The sequence below is a fragment of the Cloacibacterium sp. genome (assembly GCF_047601505.1).
GTDB lineage: Bacteria > Bacteroidota > Bacteroidia > Flavobacteriales > Weeksellaceae > Cloacibacterium.
In genome coordinates this window covers 2,060,463-2,081,605 of sequence record NZ_JASGJD010000001.1, presented here as the reverse complement: position 1 = coordinate 2,081,605, position 21,143 = coordinate 2,060,463, and the positions used below count along the sequence as shown (strand labels likewise).

25 protein-coding genes are annotated in these 21,143 nt (G+C 31.4%); 12 read left to right on the top strand and 13 right to left on the bottom strand.

Features of this window, described 5'->3' with window-relative positions; genetic code table 11:
* Positions 1–35 precede the first annotated feature (35 nt).
* Positions 36–935 carry an SMP-30/gluconolactonase/LRE family protein gene (locus tag QM746_RS09595; RefSeq protein WP_414984020.1) on the bottom strand — a complete coding sequence of 300 codons (900 nt, stop codon included), beginning with the start codon at positions 933–935 and terminating at the stop codon, positions 36–38.
* Positions 936–1,015: 80 nt separating this feature from the next.
* Between QM746_RS09595 and QM746_RS09590 the strand changes: the two genes are divergently transcribed.
* The 3 genes from QM746_RS09590 (at position 1,016) to QM746_RS09580 (ending at position 2,770) form a co-directional block, all read left to right on the top strand.
* Complete coding sequence (locus QM746_RS09590) at positions 1,016–1,360, top strand: MerR family transcriptional regulator (protein WP_374363321.1); 345 nt, start codon at positions 1,016–1,018, stop codon at positions 1,358–1,360.
* A 65-nt stretch (positions 1,361–1,425) separates the two neighbouring features.
* Positions 1,426–1,878, top strand: a complete 453-nt coding sequence (locus tag QM746_RS09585) for a ComEA family DNA-binding protein (RefSeq protein ID WP_414984019.1) — start codon at positions 1,426–1,428, stop codon at positions 1,876–1,878.
* A complete protein-coding gene (locus QM746_RS09580; protein WP_414984018.1) occupies positions 1,835–2,770 on the top strand; it encodes a hypothetical protein in 936 nt (311 codons plus the stop codon). The genes QM746_RS09585 and QM746_RS09580 overlap by 44 nt, the downstream gene beginning before the upstream one ends.
* On the opposite strand, the gene QM746_RS09575 is transcribed toward QM746_RS09580, so the two are convergent.
* From QM746_RS09575 to QM746_RS09550, 6 genes are all read right to left on the bottom strand, one after another.
* Complete coding sequence (locus tag QM746_RS09575; RefSeq protein WP_414984017.1) at positions 2,767–3,564, bottom strand: hypothetical protein; 798 nt, start codon at positions 3,562–3,564, stop codon at positions 2,767–2,769. The genes QM746_RS09580 and QM746_RS09575 overlap by 4 nt on opposite strands.
* A 5-nt stretch (positions 3,565–3,569) precedes the next feature.
* Complete coding sequence (locus QM746_RS09570; RefSeq protein ID WP_414984016.1) at positions 3,570–4,406, bottom strand: hypothetical protein; 837 nt, start codon at positions 4,404–4,406, stop codon at positions 3,570–3,572.
* A gap of 9 nt (positions 4,407–4,415) precedes the next feature.
* Positions 4,416–5,222: a hypothetical protein gene (locus QM746_RS09565; RefSeq protein WP_414984015.1), complete on the bottom strand. Its 807-nt coding sequence runs from the start codon at positions 5,220–5,222 to the stop codon at positions 4,416–4,418.
* A 332-nt stretch (positions 5,223–5,554) separates the two neighbouring features.
* Positions 5,555–6,025: a T9SS type A sorting domain-containing protein gene (locus QM746_RS09560; protein ID WP_414984014.1), complete on the bottom strand. Its 471-nt coding sequence runs from the start codon at positions 6,023–6,025 to the stop codon at positions 5,555–5,557.
* Between the two features lie 77 nt (positions 6,026–6,102).
* Positions 6,103–6,336, bottom strand: coding sequence for a transposase (locus QM746_RS09555; RefSeq protein ID WP_414985141.1), 234 nt, complete (start codon positions 6,334–6,336; stop codon positions 6,103–6,105).
* Positions 6,337–6,343: 7 nt separating this feature from the next.
* Entirely contained in the window at positions 6,344–7,120 is a 777-nt protein-coding gene (locus QM746_RS09550) for an endonuclease (protein ID WP_414984013.1), read from the bottom strand.
* 170 nt (positions 7,121–7,290) lie between these two features.
* On the opposite strand from QM746_RS09550, the gene QM746_RS09545 reads away from it, so the two are divergent.
* The 4 genes from QM746_RS09545 (at position 7,291) to QM746_RS09530 (ending at position 10,189) form a co-directional block, all read left to right on the top strand.
* On the top strand, positions 7,291–8,433 hold the full coding sequence (locus tag QM746_RS09545; RefSeq protein WP_414984012.1) for an acyl-CoA dehydrogenase family protein: 1,143 nt from the start codon (positions 7,291–7,293) through the stop codon (positions 8,431–8,433).
* A gap of 119 nt (positions 8,434–8,552) precedes the next feature.
* The gene (locus QM746_RS09540) at positions 8,553–9,020 is read left to right on the top strand and encodes a hypothetical protein (protein ID WP_414984011.1); all 468 of its coding nucleotides are present in this window, start codon (positions 8,553–8,555) and stop codon (positions 9,018–9,020) included.
* A gap of 16 nt (positions 9,021–9,036) precedes the next feature.
* Positions 9,037–9,552: a TlpA family protein disulfide reductase gene (locus QM746_RS09535; protein WP_414984010.1), complete on the top strand. Its 516-nt coding sequence runs from the start codon at positions 9,037–9,039 to the stop codon at positions 9,550–9,552.
* 31 nt (positions 9,553–9,583) lie between these two features.
* Positions 9,584–10,189 (top strand): DUF4230 domain-containing protein, encoded by a 606-nt coding sequence (locus tag QM746_RS09530; RefSeq protein ID WP_414984009.1) that lies wholly within the window; start codon positions 9,584–9,586, stop codon positions 10,187–10,189.
* A gap of 122 nt (positions 10,190–10,311) precedes the next feature.
* Here the strand turns inward: QM746_RS09530 and leuB are convergent, their stop codons facing one another.
* The 5 genes from leuB to QM746_RS09505 are packed head-to-tail and all read right to left on the bottom strand — an operon-like array spanning position 10,312 to position 15,293.
* A complete protein-coding gene (leuB, locus tag QM746_RS09525) occupies positions 10,312–11,433 on the bottom strand; it encodes a 3-isopropylmalate dehydrogenase (protein ID WP_414984008.1) in 1,122 nt (373 codons plus the stop codon).
* Positions 11,423–12,022, bottom strand: a complete 600-nt coding sequence (gene leuD / locus QM746_RS09520) for a 3-isopropylmalate dehydratase small subunit (protein ID WP_414984007.1) — start codon at positions 12,020–12,022, stop codon at positions 11,423–11,425. The genes leuB and leuD overlap by 11 nt, the downstream gene beginning before the upstream one ends.
* A 12-nt stretch (positions 12,023–12,034) precedes the next feature.
* Positions 12,035–12,718: a class I SAM-dependent methyltransferase gene (locus QM746_RS09515; RefSeq protein WP_414984006.1), complete on the bottom strand. Its 684-nt coding sequence runs from the start codon at positions 12,716–12,718 to the stop codon at positions 12,035–12,037.
* A 1-nt stretch (position 12,719) separates the two neighbouring features.
* The gene (gene leuC, locus QM746_RS09510) at positions 12,720–14,096 is read right to left on the bottom strand and encodes a 3-isopropylmalate dehydratase large subunit (protein WP_414984005.1); all 1,377 of its coding nucleotides are present in this window, start codon (positions 14,094–14,096) and stop codon (positions 12,720–12,722) included.
* A 36-nt stretch (positions 14,097–14,132) separates the two neighbouring features.
* Complete coding sequence (locus QM746_RS09505) at positions 14,133–15,293, bottom strand: 2-isopropylmalate synthase (RefSeq protein WP_414984004.1); 1,161 nt, start codon at positions 15,291–15,293, stop codon at positions 14,133–14,135.
* A gap of 146 nt (positions 15,294–15,439) precedes the next feature.
* Here QM746_RS09505 and QM746_RS09500 point away from each other — a divergent pair, with 146 nt between their 5' ends.
* The 5 genes from QM746_RS09500 to rplT all read left to right on the top strand — a co-directional run bounded on the left by QM746_RS09500 (position 15,440) and on the right by rplT (position 20,481).
* Positions 15,440–16,975, top strand: a complete 1,536-nt coding sequence (locus tag QM746_RS09500) for a hypothetical protein (RefSeq protein ID WP_414984003.1) — start codon at positions 15,440–15,442, stop codon at positions 16,973–16,975.
* A 130-nt stretch (positions 16,976–17,105) separates the two neighbouring features.
* The gene (gene thrS, locus QM746_RS09495; protein ID WP_414984002.1) at positions 17,106–19,043 is read left to right on the top strand and encodes a threonine--tRNA ligase; all 1,938 of its coding nucleotides are present in this window, start codon (positions 17,106–17,108) and stop codon (positions 19,041–19,043) included.
* Between the two features lie 83 nt (positions 19,044–19,126).
* Positions 19,127–19,657 carry a translation initiation factor IF-3 gene (gene infC / locus QM746_RS09490; protein ID WP_414984001.1) on the top strand — a complete coding sequence of 177 codons (531 nt, stop codon included), beginning with the start codon at positions 19,127–19,129 and terminating at the stop codon, positions 19,655–19,657.
* Between the two features lie 150 nt (positions 19,658–19,807).
* Entirely contained in the window at positions 19,808–20,005 is a 198-nt protein-coding gene (gene rpmI / locus QM746_RS09485) for a 50S ribosomal protein L35 (RefSeq protein WP_069799163.1), read from the top strand.
* A gap of 131 nt (positions 20,006–20,136) precedes the next feature.
* Positions 20,137–20,481 carry a 50S ribosomal protein L20 gene (rplT, locus tag QM746_RS09480; RefSeq protein ID WP_414984000.1) on the top strand — a complete coding sequence of 115 codons (345 nt, stop codon included), beginning with the start codon at positions 20,137–20,139 and terminating at the stop codon, positions 20,479–20,481.
* 61 nt (positions 20,482–20,542) lie between these two features.
* Here the strand turns inward: rplT and hisIE are convergent, their stop codons facing one another.
* Positions 20,543–21,124, bottom strand: coding sequence for a bifunctional phosphoribosyl-AMP cyclohydrolase/phosphoribosyl-ATP diphosphatase HisIE (gene hisIE, locus QM746_RS09475; RefSeq protein ID WP_414983999.1), 582 nt, complete (start codon positions 21,122–21,124; stop codon positions 20,543–20,545).
* Between the last annotated feature and the right edge of the window lie 19 nt (positions 21,125–21,143).

Sequence of the window (21,143 nt, the reverse complement as noted above, 5' to 3'; positions counted from 1 at the left end):
ATGCCAAAGATTAATTTCTTTGGCACTTTTTAGTTTTATTTCACTTTAGAAACATTCATTTTCAAAGTATAAACAGATTTTGAAGCGGTTATAAATAAAGTAGAAAAATTTTCTCCTCCAAAAGTTACATTTGCTGTCCATTTTTCAGGCACAGCAATATGATGAATTTGTTCTCCTTTGCTATTAAAAACCGTCACCCCATTTCCTGTAATATAAAGATTACCAATATTATCTAGCGTCATTCCGTCTGAACCCAAATTACAAAATAGCTTTTTATTTCCCAATTTTCCTTCACCTAAAATGTCATAAACAAAGGTTTTATTGGCATCAATATCAGAAACATACAGTTTTTTGAATTTCAAACTTCCTACAATTCCGTTTGGCTGAGTAAAAGTATCTAATTTTGTAATTTTGCCTTCAGAATCTCTGTAATATAGATTTTTATCAAAAATTTCTTGCTTAAAATTTTTCCAATAATCTCTCACATACAAAGGGTCTGTAAAATAAATTCCACCTTCATTATCTAGCCAAAGATCATTTGGACCGTTTAATCTTTTACCTTCAAAATTTGTGGTAAGAATTTCTGCAACACCGTTTTCATTAATTTTCCAGATTTCTCCACTTTCGTCAGAACAAGTAATTAGATTGTCTTTTTCGTCAAAGTAAGTTCCGTTTGCACGTCCTGTTTTTTCTAAAAATTCTTCAACTTTATTCGTTTTCCAATTCCAAAAATAAATTTTATCATTAGGTTGGTCTGTAAAATACACATTTCCATAACTATCTGCAGCTGGACCTTCTGTAAAAGAAAATTTATCTGAAACCAACTGTATTTCAGCACTATTACTTACTATAGATTGAGATTTAACCGATTTTTGAGAAGTGCAACTCATCACTAAAAGTGAAGAAAATAATAGGATTTTAATTTTGTCAAACATCATAAAATTTTTTTGGCAAGTTACGATTTGACCAAAAGAACAAAAAATTTTTTATCTTTGAATTTCTATTTTATTTCACAATGAAACTCAACTTACCAGACAAACTTTATTATTCTATTGGAGAAGTTTCTAAAGCATTTGATGTAAATGCTTCATTAATAAGATATTGGGAACAAGAATTCCCTATTATCAAACCTAAAAAAAACAAAAAAGGGAACCGATACTTTACGCCTGAAGACATCAAAAACCTAAAAATGATTTATCACTTGGTAAAAGAGAAAGGTTACACTTTAGATGGTGCCAGAATTGCTCTTACTACCAACAAAAAAATAAATGAAGCGGTAGAAATGATAGACCGTTTAGAATACGTAAAATCGGAGTTAATTAAGCTTAAAAATTCATTAACAGATAAAGAAGAAGCATAATTTCTTTAGATTTTTGATTCAATATTCCTAAAAATTTGTATTTTTGGTTATAAAACTATAACCAAATGAAACCAAAACTTCCTCACCAAATTAGAAAAAGACAATACATTTCCTTAGCTCTATTTGCTGGTTTTGTAATAATTTTTCAAATATTTTATGACCTTTACAAGTCTAAAAAAGTAAATGATTTCCCAAAATTAGAATTTACTTCGCCTACAGAAAATTCTGTACTCTTATCAGAATTCAATCCAAACGAATTAGATGCAAAACAATGGCAAAAATTAGGTTTTTCTGAAAAACAAGTAAAAACCATTTTAAAGTACAAAAATATTGTTGGCGGAAACTTTGAATCTAAAGAACAACTTAGAAAGTGCTATGCAATTTCAGAAGAAAAATTCGAACAAATAGAATCCTACATTCTATTACCAGAAACCTCATCTCGAAAAGGTTTTTCTGACAATTATTATTCGAAATTTGAGAAAAAAGAACTTAAAATTTCCAGAAAATTCAATCGCTGATTTATACTCAGAATCCGATTGGCAAAACATGGGATTTTCTGAAAAACAAGCTGCTGCAATTGTAAAATACAAAAACTATTTGGGCGGAAGCTTCGTAAGCAAAGAAAAATTTAAAGAATGCTTCATTATAAGTGACGAAAACTATTCAAAATTGCATTCTTACCTTATTTTACCCGAAAAAACTCCTGAAAATTTTGAAGAAAATAAAAGAAAATTTGTTTCAGAAAAAACAAAAATAAATTATTTTGAGTTCAATCCAAATGAATTAAATGCTATTGGTTGGCAAAAACTAGGCTTCAGCGAAAAACAAGCAAATGTAATTGTTAATTATAGAGACAAAAACTTGAAAGGAAGCTTCAAATCTTTAGAAGACATTGAAAAATGTTTTGTGATTTCTGCTGAAAAATTCAATGAACTGAAACCTTATATTAAACTTATAATTCCTCAAAATAATATACAAAATACATCTTCAAATTCAACAAAAACAGCAATTTCAAAAACTGATTTTAGCAAAACAGACCTCAACAAAATTACTTTTGCACAATTAATTGAATTTGGCTTTGACGAAAAAGCGGCAGCAAGTTATATTGGTTTTAGAAATAAATTAGGAGGTTTTGTTAACAAAAATCAGATTTTAGAAACGTATAATATAGACAAAAATATAGCGGAAAAATTGATTACAACCTCTCCGCTAACTAATGATAACATTCACAAATACAACCTTTTGAATGTTTCGGAGGAATGGTTAAAAAACCACCCCTATTTTAAATACTACGCCAATAAAATTTTATTTTTAAGAGTTTCTTTTCCTAGTGAGAAAGAAATTTTCAAAAAACTTAAAGCTAAACCTGAAGATGAAGCTAAAATGAAGCTTTATCTCCAAAATTATTAATTACCCGTTTCTGCAACTTGAGCCGTAATGAATATTCTTGCCATGTCTTCGTTCAGATTATCACAACTATTTGAGGCTGCTCCTCCGTATGTAATATTGGAATAATTATTCGACATTTTAGGTAAATTGTAAGCATAAACCTTCACCGAATGATTTCCTACAGAAAGGTTTTCAAAAACTCCTGAAACGTTAAATTTCTTCCAAACACAAGTTGAATTAGATGAAAAAGAATTAAATTTTCTAACAACTTTTAATTCATTATCAACAAAAATCCCTATTGCAAACTGAAATGACGAAGCATTTTCGGTGTTATTAATTTGAGACATTCCTTCTACAGTTACCAAATTAGTATTTGAAGTTTTATTAACCGTTATAGTTGTAGAAACATTAAGGTCCGTCCAGCCAGTTGTTCCAGAGCCTAAAGTAAAGCTTGGCATTGTATTAGGAAAGCTTGTAATAGTAGTTTTAGAATTAGATTTGCCCACAAAATTTCTGGTAACATCTATTATACTTGCAGCATCTTGTGTTTCAAACATTCTATTCCAATTGCTTTGAGACCAAAAATTAAATTTTCCGGAAGCAAGATTATAAAAAACTACACTTTCTACAGGTGAAGAGATTTTAGAACTTGATGTTAATCTTGGCAACAAAAAACCTTTATTATTATCCGCAATCTGTAATATTGAAGAATCATCTGGTTTATTATACAACTCTGCATTGGTAGTAATTAATACCTGAGCTATTGATAAGTTAAATAAAATACTTGTTAATAATATAGAAATTTTAGTTTTCATTGTGTTTAGAATTGATAAGGTTGATTAATATAAATTGTCGAACTTAGCTTAGCTTCATCATCTGAAACGTTAGAACAAGAAGAAGAAGGATTCTTTCCTCCGAAAGTAACGCTCAAATCATTTTGAGATGAAGTTAAAGCTCTATTTCTAATAGCGAATTTAACAACATGGTTCCCAACCGAAAGATTGTTCACAATTGCATAAATGGTAAATTCTCTAAAAGCACACGCCTGGTCAAAATCCATAAAAACAGGCTTTATATCTACGAGTTTATCATCAACAAAAAAACCAAAACTAGTTGTTAATCTTCCACTTGCATTAGAATTGTTAGCTTGAATCATCCCAGTAATTGTAACAAGAGACTGATTGTTAGCTCTATCAATTGTAATATTCTTCGTAAGACCAGAAACTACTGTCCAAGTAGGATTTGCTGTAATAACCTCTCCTATTGAATGATTTACTTCTCCATAAAATTGATTTGAAGATTTATAAAAAGTAAATTTCTCTTGAGATAAACCAGAATAATATCTAGTGTGGTTTGTTATATTCGATTGATTAACTTCATTTATAAAATAATCCCATTTTGTACCATTCCAAAAATAGTAACCTTTCTTGCCATATAAGTTATTATTTGTATTGTAAACAATAAGAGATTCTTTAGGATTATGAATGGTAGATACATCTGTATAATCTGACAAACTTACATTAGGAAATGTAACGCCCATATCATCACTATATACTTCCAAAGCTGCGGAAGAATGCGGCGAATCTGTATTAATTCCTACTTGAGAAAAATAACTAACAGTAAAGAATATCATCAATAAAAAAAATTGCTTTTTCATAACACTTTACTATTTTTCAGTTATTTGAATGTTAAGAATAGACTTATCCATACTGTTGCTAATATTACTGCAACTAGAAACCTTTCCACCATAAGTAATCGTTTCGGAAGAGCTACCAAAATTTACTCTACTGGTTTCATAAACTGCTATTGTATGATCACCAGAACTAAGATTTGTAAGTGTTAAGAAAACATTATAATCATTAAACAGACAATTTGCAGTACCATTAATGATGAAATTTTTTTGCCCAGCAAGTTTACCATCCAAAAACACTCCTATAGAATAAGAAATATAGGTAAGAGAATTTCCAGAAGAATTCACTTGCAAAATTCCACTAGAAGCAACACTTACGCTATTGTTTGCTGATGAAATATTAAATGATTTTGTAAGACCTGGTATTAATTGCCAATCATGTGAAGAAGGGCTTTCTCCTATAGAATAAGTTTGAGCTCCATTATATGAATTATCCGTAATACCACTTGTAGAAACTACACTTTCCGAACGTGTAATACCGAGTAACTTGTAAATATTAGAAGAATCTACCAAAGGATTCCATTTATTATCTTTCCAATAATAAAAGCCTTTTCCAGAAGAAACATTAGTATTATAAACTAAAAGAGAATTAGCAGGAGAATTAACAGGAGTACCTGCATTTAGATTTGGAATATCAATATTAGGAATTAATACTCCTTTGTCGTTAGAAGCAACTTTTAAAACTTCTGAATCATCAAAAATTTGTGCTCCTATACCAACATGTTGTGCACTTGACATAGCAAATACAAGACTTGCTATACCAGAGTATAGTTTATTCATCATTTGTGTGTTTTTTTGTGTTTTTAAGACTTAATCAAAAATCTTGCCACAAAGGTACAAAATTTTTATTTTGTAACACAATACGTATTTTTACGTAATTTAATAAATAAAAAGAATAGCTGCGAAAAGCAGCTATTCAAAATCAAAACCAATAAAAACAATCTTCTATTCTCTTTTAAATGTAAAGAAATAAAGATGTATATTTTACAATTAAATAATTTGAGTTTAATTATTTAACCAAATTTCTAAAATTTTCTTTTCTATTTCAATACGCAATATTACGTATTTTAAATTCAATTTAATACAAATATATAAATAGAAATTATATATTTAAATTATTTCTTAATAAATTTAAAAGATTCTTCGTCTACTTTCAAAATATAATTACCGTAGCTCAATGAAGAAACATCTATGTAATTATCAACAGTAAAAGGCTTATCTAATTTCATAATTAATTTACCTGTAAAATCGTAAACTTCTGCTTTTGAAATTCTATTTAAATTTTCTCCTTTCACATATATCAAATTAGATGTAGGATTAGGATATATAGATAAATTTAATCCTTTAACAATTGATTCGCTTGTCGCTAAAAAAGTTCCTAAACCTATTGTGTAATTAGAAGGATAGCCAGTCCACTCTGTCATGGTAAAACTTAAATTAGGGTCTTTAACATTGGTATTTCTATATAAAGACATATTTCCATTAGAATTACTCACATCGGGTAAACCAACACCATCTACCGTTTCAAAGCCCATATCATAATTATTAGTAGAAATTGTTTTTAAATATTTTTGTCCGTAAGCCAATTCTACATATTGACTTCCCGTATAAGTAAGTGGCGGAGAATTTGTAATAAACTACCCCGGGGCAGAGCCCCGAAGTATTAGTCGTCAAAAAGTGTAAGTTGTCCATCGTACACTTTTTGATATTTCACTTCTTTTCCTTGATTCTCAATGTATTTCTTGATAACATCTTTGTTTCCATATTGTCCAACCGTATTTGCATAATAACCACTTGTCCAAAAATTCCCACCCCATAATTTTAACTTGACTTCAGGAAATCTCCTAAATATTTCCTTCGCTGTTATACTTTTTACTTTCATACAAATTTCACTGATTTTTTTTTCATAGTGCTATGAAAAACCATCCGTTTTTCAAACTTTTCCTCATTGACCTCGAGGTATTCTCTTCGAATAAATTGATATACCAATCTTCAAATCCTCTTTCCTCGTTTCCATCTAAAGGCGAAGTAGCTAATAAATAATTATTATTCCCCAGATGTCCTTCATATCTCACCACATAATACAAAAGATATCTTGCAACATCTCCTTTAAATTCGTCTAATGGCTCATAAACTGGAGTGGTATAACCTGGAGTGGTAGATTTACCCAATTTACTTCCATTGGTTGCAGTACAAGGAGTTGTATTAGGACTATTACAATCATTAGCAGCTCCATTATTTCTTGCGTAAGGATAATTACTTCTTAATTGATTGATTCTTGCATCAGCAGGGATAATACAATGCATATCCGAATACATTGGATATATACCATAAAAAGTACTTTGAGGCATCCCATGTTCTCTATTCCATCCAAGCCCTTCTGCGGAAGCAGAACTTATAATATTAGACAAATCATAGTTATAAGCATCTGCTGCATTTGGTTTTTCAGAATAAATATCTAATAATGTATTATCATTTTCATAATATTTATCCAAATCTGTAATTCCGTGTAACGTTTTTAGGTCGTCATAAGTATAAGAATACACTTTTTTTGATATAATATCGTGAACTTTAGATTTAAGAGCGTACCCCGTTAAACCGGTAGTTCCATCATAATAACCTGAGGGAATTTGTGCAAAATTTACCAATGGCAAAATTGCAAAAAATAGTAATTTCTTCATTTATAGTAAGTCTTGAAGCAAAATTATAAATTAAAAATAATACTATCCATTATAAATTTCAAATTATTGAAAGTTTTATTATGAATTTTATTTAATACTTCCTAAACTAATGAATTTTTAAAAAATTGAGAATTATTTTCTTTTATTTATATTTGAAAAAACTATTTCAAATGCAAACAGAAACTATGGATAATTTTAAAATGATTGCAGAAACAGCAAGAGATTTTGCAGAAATCAACATACGTCCACACATCATGGAATGGGACGAAAGCCAAACCTTTCCGAAAGAACTTTTCCATCAAATGGGAGATATGGGCTTTATGGGAATTATTATACCAGAAGAATACGGTGGTTCTGGACTTGGCTACAACGAATATGTTACAATTTTAGACGAAATATCTCAAGTTGACCCTTCAATTGGGCTTTCTATTGCTGCACACAATTCTCTTTGTACCAATCATATTTATGAATTTGGAAATGAAGAACAACGCAAAAAATGGCTCCCAAAGTTAGCTACAGGAAAAACAATTGGAGCTTGGGGACTTACCGAACACAATACCGGTTCGGATGCAGGAGGAATGAGTACTACAGCCATAAAAGATGGAGAATATTGGATTATAAACGGTGCTAAAAACTTTATTACACATGCAATTTCTGGCGATATAGCGGTTGTAATGACGAGAACAGGAGAAAAAGGAACACCTAACAATTCCACCGCTTTTGTTCTGGAAAAGGGAATGAATGGTTTTTCTTCGGGTAAAAAAGAAAATAAATTAGGAATGCGCGCTTCTGAAACTGCAGAATTAATTTTTGATAATGTAAGAGTTCCAGACACTCACAGATTAGGCGAAGTTGGTGATGGTTTCAAACAAGCTATGAAAATTTTGGATGGTGGAAGAATTTCTATCGCCGCTTTATCTCTTGGTATTGCAAAAGGAGCTTACAATGCTGCTCTAAAATATGCAAAAGAAAGACATCAATTTGGGAAAGCAATTGCAAATTTTCAGGCAATTAATTTTATGTTGGCAGATATGGCAACAGAAATAGATGCCGCAGAATTACTAATTAAAAGAGCTTGTGAACTAAAAAATAATAAACAAAAACTAACCAAAGAAGGCGCAATGGCAAAATTATACGCATCCGAAGCATGTGTAAGAATTGCCAATAATGCACTTCAAATTTTTGGAGGATATGGTTATACAAAAGATTTTCCTGCCGAAAAATATTACAGAGACTCTAAACTTTGTACTATTGGAGAAGGCACCTCTGAAATTCAAAGATTAGTAATTGGCAGAGAAATTTCTAGAGAATAATCTATAAATTTTAAATTATCACAAAATAATAAAAGCAGTCAAATTTTTGGCTGCTTTTGTTTCTATATCAACTTTAAAACTCTATTTTTGTTATATATTTTGAATTCAAATAAAATTTAATGGAAAAGATAGATAGTCTAAATCAAGTTGCAGAATTTCATAAAACCTTCAATGCGCCAATTCTTAACACGCCAACAATCCCTTCTAAAGAAAGATGCGAACTAAGAGTTTCTCTGCTTCAAGAAGAACTCAATGAGTTGAAACAAGCCATTGAAGACAATAACATTGTTGAAATTGCAGATGCTCTTTGCGATTTACAATATGTATTGAGTGGAGCGGTTTTAGAATTTGGTTTAGGCGAAAAATTTGTAGAATTATTTAACGAAGTGCAACGTTCTAACATGTCTAAAGCTTGCGAAACCGAAGAACAAGCACAAGAAACAGTAGAACACTACAAAACAAAAGGCGAAGAAGCTCATTACGAAAAATCTGGCGACAAATTTAATGTTCACCGAATTTCGGATAATAAAGTTCTTAAAAACAAATACTATTCTGCCGCCAATTTGAAAAATATTATAGAAAAATAAACACTTTTAATAAAATATGAAAAAAATAATCGCTTTAATCGTTTTAGTTATGACACTTAATTCTTGCGCCGAAAAAGTAGTAATAAACAGAGAAGTAGATACTACAGAATATGGAAAAATGCTTCTTGGAGCACAATCTTTAAATCAATTTAAAAAAGAACCCTACAAACCTTGGTACAACGAAAGTTACAACATCTATCCTACAGATAAACCTACGATTTCAGAATTAAAAAAAGCAAAAATAAATTCTTATAACATCACTGTTTTCTTAGGAACTTGGTGCGGAGATAGCCACAAAAACTTCCCTAGATTAATGAAAATTCTAGACGAAACAAAATTCCCGGAAAGTAAATTGCACATTATTGCGGTTAACAGAAAAAAACAATCTCCAAATGGTGAAGAGGTAAAATACAACATTACCAAAGTACCAACTATTATCGTACAAAAGTATGGCAAGGAAATTGGTAGAATAACCGAAGAACCAGAAAGCGGATACATTGAAAAAGATTTGCTACAAATCATTAAAAAATAAATTCCGGCATGGTTCATAATATATTTTAATTATGAATTATATAAAACAAATTATCGGATTTTCTCTTGGTGTGATTATTACATTGCTTACCGTTTATTTTTTCAGAAACGTTGGCAATGACGATGCTAATACAGATTATTACATCTTAACCAATCAGATTTCTAAAATGAATAAAATGGTGGTTTTAGAGCAAGATTTCTCTAACATGCAGAAAACTAAAATTACCAATAAATTATTAGGATTAGACGCATTGCCCGTTTCGGAAAAAGAAATTGTAATCTTTACCAAAGCAAAAGCACAGGTTTCTTATGATTTGCACAAAATGAAAATAGAGGTAGATTCTACAAACAAAAAACTTATTATTAAAGAATTACCAAATGCTGAAATCAAAATATTTTCAGATGCTGAAATTTCTTCGCTAGACGATTCTTTTTTTAACAGATTTTCTCAAGAAGATTTTAAAAGAATTACGACTAATGCTAAGAAAAATGCAGAAAAAAATATAGACCAACCCAAACTAAGAAACGAAGGAAGAAAACAACTGATGAAAAATCTAAATGAAATTTTTGTACTGGCAAAAGCTCTTCATTACGACATTATAGACGAAACAAACAGTTTTGATTTCTCAAAATTATAATACAAAGGCGCTTCAAAAAAGCGTCTTTTTTTCTTTTTTTAGAATTAAAAAACAAAAGCGAAGAAATAAACTCTCCGCTTCTAAAGTAGTACAAATAACAATAATTCTATGTCTATTTTAATCTAGACAATCGTAGATTTACCAAGTTTTACGTTTTCAGAATTATAATAAGACTCTCCCGAAAACTTGATAAAATCTCCTATAAAATCTCCTACTTCGCTAGTAGAATAATTTTGTTCTTTATTAAGATCCTCGGTTACGTATCTGTGATCTAAAGCGTGTTCTACCGCTTCTCTCAATTTATTAGCAGCTGCGTCTAATTTTAAATAATCTAGCAACATTGCAGCACTCAAAATAGATGCAATAGGATTAGCAATGCCTTTTCCTTTTGCCTGAGGATAAGAACCATGAATTGGCTCGAAAAGCGCATTATCATCGCCAATTGAAGCAGATGGAAGCAAACCAATAGAACCTCCAATTACGCTAGCTTCATCAGAAATAATATCTCCAAACATATTTTCGGTAAGAATTACGTCAAATTGTTTAGGATTAAGAATCATTTGCATTGCAGCATTATCTACAAACAAAAATTCTAATGTAACATCTGGATAATTTTTGGCAATATCTTGCACCACTTTTCTCCAAAGTCTAGAAGTATCCAAAACATTAGCTTTATCTACCAAAGTCACTTTTTTTCTTCTTTTTTGTGCATCTTGAAAAGCTAAATGTGCAATCTGAACAATTTCGTCTTTGTTGTATTTACAAATATCATAAGCATATTCTCCGTTTTCGTCTGTAAATTTTTCTCCGAAGTAAATTCCACTAATCAATTCTCTATAGATTTGAATATCTGTTCCATCTACAATTTCTTGTTTTAGCGGACTCTTTTTAATTAAAGAAGAATATGTTTTAATCGGACGAATATTAGCAAAAAGTCCCAATTCTTTTCTCAATTTCAACAAACCTTGCTCTGGTCTTACTTTCGCATCAGGATTATTATCGAAATAAGGGTCGCCAATTGCTCCAAAAAGTACAGCATCAGCATTTTTACAAACAGTTAAGGTTTCTTCTGGCAAAGGATTTCCTGTTTCAAAAATAGCTTCAGCTCCCATTTTAGCATATTCAAATTCAAATTTATACTGAAATGCTTGTGCAATTACATTCAAAACTTTTACACTTTCTGCTGTAACTTCCGGACCAATTCCGTCACCAGGAAGTACCGCAATTTTATAACTATTGCTCATATACTTTTTGTGTTTTTTGTTCAAATTTTTCTATTTCTGCTTTCTTACTGATAAGGAAATCTATATCGTCATAACCATTCATCAGACAGATTTTTTTGTTAGCATCTAATTCAAAATTTTCAGATTTCCCGTTATAACTTATGCTTTGATTTTCTACATCTACACTCACCTCAGTTTCTGGATTTGCAGTAATTGCAGCCATTAAATCTTTCAAAAATTCATCAGAAACTTTTACAGGAAGCAAACCATTATTAAGCGCATTTCCTCTAAAAATATCTGCAAAATAACTCGAAACTACCACTTTAAAACCATAATCTGTTAAAGACCAAGCGGCGTGTTCTCTACTACTTCCACATCCGAAATTATTACCCGCAACTAAGATTTCTCCACTGTATTTTGGATTATTCAATACAAAATCTGGATTCGGTTCATTCGTATGAACATTATATCTCCAATCTCTAAAAAGATTATCTCCAAAGCCTTCTTTGTTGATGCTTTTTAGAAATCTTGCTGGGATTATTTGGTCTGTATCTATATTTTCCGCAGGCAATGGTACAGCTGTAGTTGCTAATTTTATCAGTTTTTCCATCCTATTTTATTTTTATTTTTTTGCTGCAAACACTACAAAATTGTAATATTGATAATAACAATTAGGAGATTGCAATCCTGTTTCTTCTAACCACTTAAGTTGATTTTCTAAGCTCGACATTTTATCTAACTTAATTCTTTCAAAAGCAGATTCTTTTTCTTCTTTTGTTAAATTTTTATTTTCTAAGACTTTATTTTTCCAAGTTTCTGTGTATATTTTTTCTGAAATTTGATTTTTCCCCAAAACTTGGTCTGCATTAATAAACCATCCATCTTTTTTTAAAAATTTCTCAACTTTTTGAAATAATTTTTTCTTTAAACTATCATCCAAATGATGAATTGCTAAACCAGAAATAATCAAATCAAAAGTTTCTGTTTCAAAATTTAACTCAGAAAAATCTTCTACTTTATAATTGAAATTCGAGAAATTAACAAATCTATCTTTGGCTTTTTTTAACATTTCTTCTGACAAATCTACTAGCGTAAACTCAGCTTCTGGATATGTTTCAAAGAAAAAAGCACTCATTAGTCCCGTTCCAGCTCCTAAATCTAAAATCTTCTTATGATTTTTAACTTGTTTAGAAATCTCAACAGAAACTTTGTAAAATTCATCAAAACAAGGAATTAATTCTCTTCTTTGTCTATCATAAACTTCAGAAACTGCGTTAAATTGTCTTTTAATATCTTCTACAATCATTTTAATTCAAATGATGATAACCCGTTATTTTACCTTCTACAGCTACTTTTGCAGCAGTTAACGGACTTGCCAAAATGGTTCTGGCACCTTGCCCTTGTCTTCCTTCAAAATTTCTGTTTGAGGTAGAAACACAATATTCACCTTCTGGAATTTTATCGTCATTCATCGCCAAACAAGCCGAACATCCCGGTTGACGAATTTGAAAACCTGCTTCATTAAATATTTTATCCAAACCTTCTTTGTAAATCTGTTTTGCAACTTGTTGCGACCCAGGAACCAACCAAGCTGTAATATTTTCCGCTTTTTTCTTTCCTTTAACATAATCTGCAGCAGAACGAAAATCTTCAATTCTTGCATTGGTACAACTTCCGATAAAAACATAATTCACTTTAATTTCAGACGGTGATTGCCCTGCATTCAAGCCCATATATTTCAAAGCTTTTTCCTCAGATTCGTTTTGTGGAGTTGGAACTGAATCGTTTACAGAAATTCCCATTCCCGGGTTTGTTCCGTAAGTAATCATCGGTTGAATATCAGCTGCATCAAAAGTAAATTCCGCATCAAAAATAGCACCTTCATCGGTTTTCAAAGTTTTCCAATAGGCTAATTTCTCTTCCCATTCTTCCCCTCTTGGTGCGAATTGTCTTCCTTTTACATAATTAAAAGTGGTTTCATCTGGTGCAATCATTCCACCTCTAGCTCCCATTTCTATGCTCATATTGCATACCGTCATTCTACCTTCCATTGACATATTTTCGAAAACTTCACCAGCATATTCACAGAAATAACCTGTTCCTGCATCTGTTCCGGTTTTAGAAATAATATAAAGAATTACATCTTTTGGCTGAACTTCTGGATTAAGTTTTCCATTCACGGTAACTCTCATTGATTTTGGTTTGTTCAAAAGCAAACATTGGCTTGCAAAAACCTGCGCAACCTGACTTGTACCAATACCGAAAGCAATACTACCAAAAGCACCGTGCGTAGAAGTATGACTATCTCCACAAACAATGCTCATTCCGGGTTGTGTAACGCCTAATTCTGGCGCAATAATGTGTACAATCCCTTGATATTGATGCCCTAAACCATATAATTCAATATTATTTTTTTTACAATTTTCGGTTAATTGCTGAACTTGCGTTCTAGATAATTCGTCACGAATGGGCAATTCTTGTTGTAATGTAGGCACATTGTGGTCTGCTGTTGCAACAATTTGTTTTGTTCTAAAAATTTCTAGATTTCTAGATTCCAATTCTGCAAAAGCTTGCGGACTTGTAACCTCGTGAATCAAATGTTTGTCGATATAAATAATTTGCGGTCCGTTTGGAACAGTATCTACAACGTGAGCATCCCAAACTTTATCAAATAATGTTTTCATTCTAAATTAAAATTCAATAGTTAAAATTCAAAAAAATTAGATTTTCTGACTAAAAGCAGCCATCATAATGTGTAAATCTTCGTTGATGACTTCTTTTTTTGTATCAGCAATTTTCAAAAATTCTTGGTATAAATAATCCAATTCATTTTTAGTAACATCAAAACCTATATTTTTAAATCGATACGCTAAAGCAGAACGTCCGCTTCTTGCTGTTAAAACAATAGAAGATTCGTTAACGCCTACTTCTGCGGGGTCTATAATTTCGTAAGTTTCACGGTTTTTAATCACTCCATCTTGGTGGATACCAGAACTGTGCGCAAATGCGTTAGAACCTACAATTGCTTTGTTCGGTTGAACAGGCATTCCCATTAATTCTGAAACCAAAAGGCTCATTTCGTTCAACATTTTAGAATTAATGTCTGTATATAAATCTAAATCTTTGTGTTGTTTCAAAACCATTACCACTTCTTCTAAAGCTGTGTTTCCAGCTCTTTCTCCTAAACCATTGATTGTACATTCTATTTGGCGAGCTCCATTAATTACCCCAGAAATAGAATTAGCGGTTGCTAAACCTAAATCATTATGACAATGACAAGAAAGCACCGCTTTTTCAATACCTTTTACGTTTTCTCGTAAATATTTCATTTTTGCGCCGTATTGCTCTGGCAAACAATATCCTGTGGTATCAGGAATGTTAAGAACTGTAGCGCCTGCTTTTATGACTTCTTCGCAGACTTTTGCTAAAAATTCATTGTCTGTTCTTCCAGCATCTTCTGCATAAAATTCTACATCTTCTACAAAAGTTTTAGCATATTTCACTGCTTCTACTGCTCTTTCTAAAACGGCTTCTCTGGTAGAATTAAATTTGAATTTAATATGATTATCAGAAGTACCAATTCCTGTATGGATTCTTGGTTTTTTAGCAAATTTTAGAGCTTCAGCGGCAGTTTCTATATCTTTTTTGTTGGCTCTGGTTAAACCACAAACCGTTGCATTTCTTACAATTTTAGAAATTTCGGTAACCGAATAAAAATCTCCCGGACTAGAAATTGGGAAACCAGCTTCAATAATATCTACGCCCAATTCGTCTAGCTTTTCGGCAATGACTAATTTTTGCTCGGTATTTAATTTGCATCCCGGGACTTGCTCCCCATCTCGCAATGTTGTATCAAAAATTTCAATCTTTTCGGGATTCATAATCAACTTTTTTAACTAATTTTGGTCAAAACTAAGATTTGATTAGATTATTCGTAACAACAAAACCTTAAAAATTACAATACTCAAGCATTTAATTTAGCAATTAAATAATTGATTTACAAATTTTTAAATCATTAAAATTTACAATGGCAGAATTACAAAAAGACTTTTTATTTGTTCTTATAAAATCGCTTTCTACATCAGAAAAACGACAATTTAAGTTGTATGTAAACCGTCTCGGAATTAATGTAGATGCAAAATTTCTGCTCCTTTTTAATGAATTAGATAAAATGAATGAATATCAGGAAGAAATTATCATTCAGAAAAAAATTTCTACAAAACAACAACTTTCTAACCTCAAAGCACATCTTTACAAGCAAATTTTGGTAAGTCTCAGGATGAATCCTATTCATCAAAACAATAGAATTCAATTGAGAGAACAATTAGATTTTGCCAATATTCTTTATCAAAAAGGATTGTATAAGCAAGCTTTGAAAATTTTGGACAAATCTAAGCAATCTGCTTTAGAATTAGACGAAAAAACCATCGCATCAGAAATCATAGAACTCGAAAAAGTAATTGAATCTCAATTTATTACCCGAAGTATTGACGGACGTGCAGACGAATTAATTAAAGAATCTACCGAAATAAACATCCAAAATCAATATGCAACTCAACTTTCTAATCTTTCGTTGAAATTGTACAGCGAAATGCTTACTCATGGATATGTAAAAAACGATGAAGACCGAAAGAAAATAATGCAAATTTTTGAACCACAAATCAAAAAAATAAAGCTTGAAAAATTAAATTTCACCGAAAAATTATGGTATTACAAAGCTCACGTTTGGAAAAACCAATTGCTTCAAGATTATAAATACACATTAAAATACGCTTATAATTGGGTAGAACTTTTCCACCAAAAACCCGAAATGATTATCAGCCATCCTGTCTGGTACATCAAAGGAAGTACTTATCTAATGAAAGTTCTTTTTTTGTACGGACATATTGATAAATTAGAGGAAACGTTTAATCATTTCTTGAAAACAATAAATTCTGAAAATTTTATACAAAACGACAATCTTCAATCTTTAATTTTTTTAACACACTACAACACTTTAATGAATATTCATTTTGTGAAAGGCAAATTTTTTACTGGCACAAAATTAATCCCTGAAGTAGAGTTAAAAATGGAGAAATTTAAAGACAAAATAGACGAACACCATTATCTGATTCTTTATCTAAAAATGGCTGCGCTGTTATTTGGTTCTAAAAAATATCAGGAATGTATTTCGTATTCAATGAAAATCATCAATTCTAAAGGAAATGTGCAAGAAGATTTGCTCTTCCATACTAGGATTTTGGTTTTGATGGCAAAATTTGAATCTGGAATAGATGAAGATTATGATGAATTTGTAAAAGCAACACAGAAATTTGTTCAGAAGATGAAATATTCGGATGAAATTCATCAAGTAATTATAGAATTTTTCAAAAATCTTGATGGCGCACTTTCTTCAGAGCAACAAATATTATTCAAAAACTTTGAAAATCAACTCGATACATTTTCAGAAAACGAATATTACAAACGTACTCTACTCTACATAGATATACGCGGCTGGGCAAAATCTAAAGTAAAAAATGTAGATGTGGTAGAAATTATTAAAGGAAAAGTGAAGAAAGGATAAAAATTGGAAGTTGTAACGGAGAATTTCTAAAATCAAACCATTTTTAATCTATTGAAACAACTTCAAAACAAATTACGTTTCTTTCCTAAAAGTTTACTATTTTTGCAAATCAAAAAAAAGTTTAAGCATAATGATTAAAATTACTCTTCCAGATGGAAGCATCCGTGAATTCGAAGGCGCAGTTTCGCCTTTAGAAGTAGCTAAGTCAATCTCAGAAGGTTTGGCTAGAAACACCATTTCTGCATTAGTGGACGGTAAACAAGTAGAAGTTACCACACCAATAACGCAAGATGCCACGGTTACGCTTCTTACATGGAATGATGATTTAGGAAAAAAAGCTTTTTGGCACTCTTCGGCGCACCTTTTAGCGCAAGCGATTTTAGAATTTTATCCTCACGCTAAATTAACCATTGGTCCTGCCATCGAAAGTGGGTTCTATTATGATGTAGATTTCGGTGAAGATTCTCTTTCTGAAAAAGATTTTGAAAAGATTGAGAAAAAAATGCTGGAAAACGCTAGAAAAGATGCTACTTTTAAACTTTATCCGGTAACAAAAGCAGACGCACTAAATGAATATGCTGACAATCCTTACAAAACAGAATTAATTGAAAATCTGCAAGATGGAGAAATTACCTTCTGTACTCACGACAACTTTACAGACCTTTGTAGAGGCGGGCATATCCCATCAACAGGAATTGTAAAAGCTGTTAAAATTCTTAATGCAGCTGGCGCATATTGGAGAGGAAACGAGAAAAATCCTCAGTTAACTAGAGTTTATGGTATTTCTTTCCCTAAACAAAAAGATTTAACAGAATATCTCGAAAGATTAGAAGAAGCTAAAAGAAGAGACCACAGAAAATTAGGTAAAGAATTAGGTATTTTCGCTTTTTCTGAAAAAGTAGGTGCTGGTTTGCCACTTTGGTTACCTAATGGAACAAAATTGAGAAGAAAATTAGAAGAATTTCTTTCTAAAGCTCAGAAAAAAGCAGGTTACGAATTCGTAATGTCTCCGCATATTGGTGCTAAAGAATTGTATGTAACTTCTGGTCACTGGGACAAATACGGAGCTGATAGCTTTCAACCGATAAAAACGCCAAACGAAGGTGAAGAGTTTCTATTAAAACCAATGAACTGCCCTCACCACTGCGAAATTTACAAAACATCGCAATGGAGCTACAGAGATTTGCCAAAAAGATATGCAGAATTCGGTACCGTTTACAGATATGAACAATCTGGAGAATTACACGGTTTAACACGTGTACGAGGTTTCACTCAAGATGACGCTCACCTTTTCTGTACACCAGATCAATTGATGGACGAGTTCAAAAAAACTATTGATTTGGTATTATATGTTTTCGGTTCTTTAGGATTTGCAGATTTTACGGCTCAAATTTCATTAAGAGACCCAGAAAATAGAGAAAAATACATCGGAACTGATGAAAACTGGGAAAAAGCAGAAAACGCTATTGTAACAGCAGCTACAGAAAAAGGATTAAAAACCATTACTGAATACGGAGAAGCAGCTTTCTATGGCCCTAAATTAGATTTTATGGTAAAAGATGCTTTAGGAAGAAGTTGGCAATTAGGAACCATACAAGTAGATTACAACTTACCAGAAAGATTCGATCTTTGGTACACAGGTAACGATAATGAAAAACACAGACCAGTGATGATTCACAGAGCACCTTTTGGTTCTATGGAACGTTTCATTGCGATTCTGATTGAAAATACAGCTGGAGATTTCCCACTTTGGTTAAGTCCAGAACAATTTATCATCTTGCCGATTTCTGAAAAATATGTGGATTATGCAAAAAAAGTTTCACAATTATTAGAAAATCACGATATTAGCGGATTAATTGACGACAGAAACGAAAAAACGGGTAAAAAAATCCGTGATGCAGAATTGAAAAAATTACCATTTATGCTAGTAGTAGGAGAAAATGAAGAAAAAGATGGCACAATATCTGTAAGAAGACGTGGAGAAGGAGATTTAGGTGTAATGAAATTGGAAGATTTTGTTTCTTATTTCAAAAAAGCATCTGAAACAGGATTTGAATTTAAAGCTTAATTCGAATCAAAAATTAAAATTATAAGATAACTTTAAAATTTAATACTATAGCACAGAAATTTAACAACAGAGGAAGAGGCCCAATGCGCCGCCCTGTTCAGGAAGATTTACATCAAATAAACGAAAAAATCCGTTCAAAGGAAGTTCGTTTGGTTGGAGACAATGTAGAACCAGGAGTTTATCCTTTATCTAAAGCTTTGCAAATTGCAGAAGAGCAAGAACTAGATTTGGTAGTAATTTCAGACAAAGCAGAACCTTATATCTGTAGAGTTTTAGATTACAAAAAGTTCCTTTATGAGCAAAAGAAAAAGCAGAAAGAACTGAAAGCTAAGCAAGTAAAAGTAGTAATTAAAGAAATCAGATTTGGACCTCAAACAGATGACCACGATTACGAGTTTAAGAAAAAACATGCAGAAAAGTTCTTAGAAGAAGGTTCTAAATTGAAGACTTATGTATTCTTTAAAGGTCGTTCTATCATTTTTAAAGACCAAGGCGAAATTTTATTACTAAAATTAGCGCAAGAGCTAGAACATGTAGGAAAAGTAGACCAATTGCCAAAATTAGAAGGCAAAAGAATGATTATGATGATGAGCCCTAAAAAAGTGGTGAAATAATTATTCTTATTCAACGAGATATAAAATTAGAGATTTCTTTTTCGAAATCTCTTTTTGTATTATATTTTTTTGTAATTTTGCACACTTGAATGTGTAGAACACATTTTTTTAACAAGAATATTGATAACAAAATATAAAAGAAGCAAAAAAATGCCAAAATTAAAAACTAAATCAGGTGCTAAAAAGCGTTTTGCTCTTACCGGAACTGGTAAAATCAAAAGAAAAAATGCTTACAAAAGCCACATCTTAACTAAAAAAGAAACTAAGCAAAAGAGAAATCTTACGCAAACTTCTTATGTTGCTACTGTGGACGAGAAAAGCGTTCTTCGCCAATTAGCAATTAAGTAGTTTTTATAAATCAATATCGGTTTATAAGAATTCTAAAAAATTCAACTAAAAAAGTTTAACCCTGAAACGGAGCAAAAAAGAGAATTTTAAACGCAATTCCGCCCTTTTCAAAAAAACAAAATTAATTAATTATGCCAAGATCAGTAAACGCTGTAGCGTCTAGAGCGCGCAGAAAAAAAGTTTTAAAACAAGCTAAAGGTTTTTTCGGTAGAAGAAAAAATGTTTGGACTGTTGCTAAAAACGCGGTTGAAAAAGCAATGCAATATGCTTACCGTGGTAGAAAAGAGAAGAAAAGAAATTTCAGAGCTCTTTGGATTACCAGAATTAACGCTGGAACTAGAGAATACGGAATGTCTTACTCTCAATTTATGGGAGCTCTTAAGAAAAACAACATCGAGCTTAACAGAAAAGTTCTTGCAGACCTTGCAATGAATCACCCTGAAGCTTTCAAAGCTGTTGTAGATCAAGTAAAATAATGTAAAACAATTTTTGTTATCAATATAGAAAATCCCGAGAAATTCTCGGGATTTTTTATTTTTAATGTCTGCTTCTCAAGACTTCTTCAATATCTTCTAGTTTAAAATTTTTAGCTTTCAATAGAATTAAAAAGTGATATAGCAAGTCTGCTGCTTCATTTTTGAATAAATCATCATTATTATCTTTTGCCTCAATTACGAGTTCTACAGCTTCCTCTCCTACTTTTTGAGCCACTTTATTGATGCCTCTTTGATAAAGTTTTGAAGTATAAGAACCTTCAACATTTTCGTCGATTCTCTGGCTAATAACGCTTTCTAATTCATACAGAAAACCCTTGGTATCTTTTTCTCCGAAACAGCTAAAACTTCCGGTGTGACAAACCACATTTGTAGGTTTTACTTTAATCAATAAAGTATCATCATCACAGTCTTTTTTGATACTTTTCACGTATAAATAATTTTCAGAAGATTCACCTTTAAGCCAAATTCTATCTTTGGTTCTGCTAAAAAAGTGAACTTTCCCTGTTTCTTCTGTTAATTTTAAAGCTTCTTCGTTCATAAAACCGAGCATTAGCACTTGCAATGTGGTTTCGTCTTGTATAATGGCAGGAACTAATCCGTTTCCTTTTTCAAAATTTATCATAATATTTGTTTTTTAACAT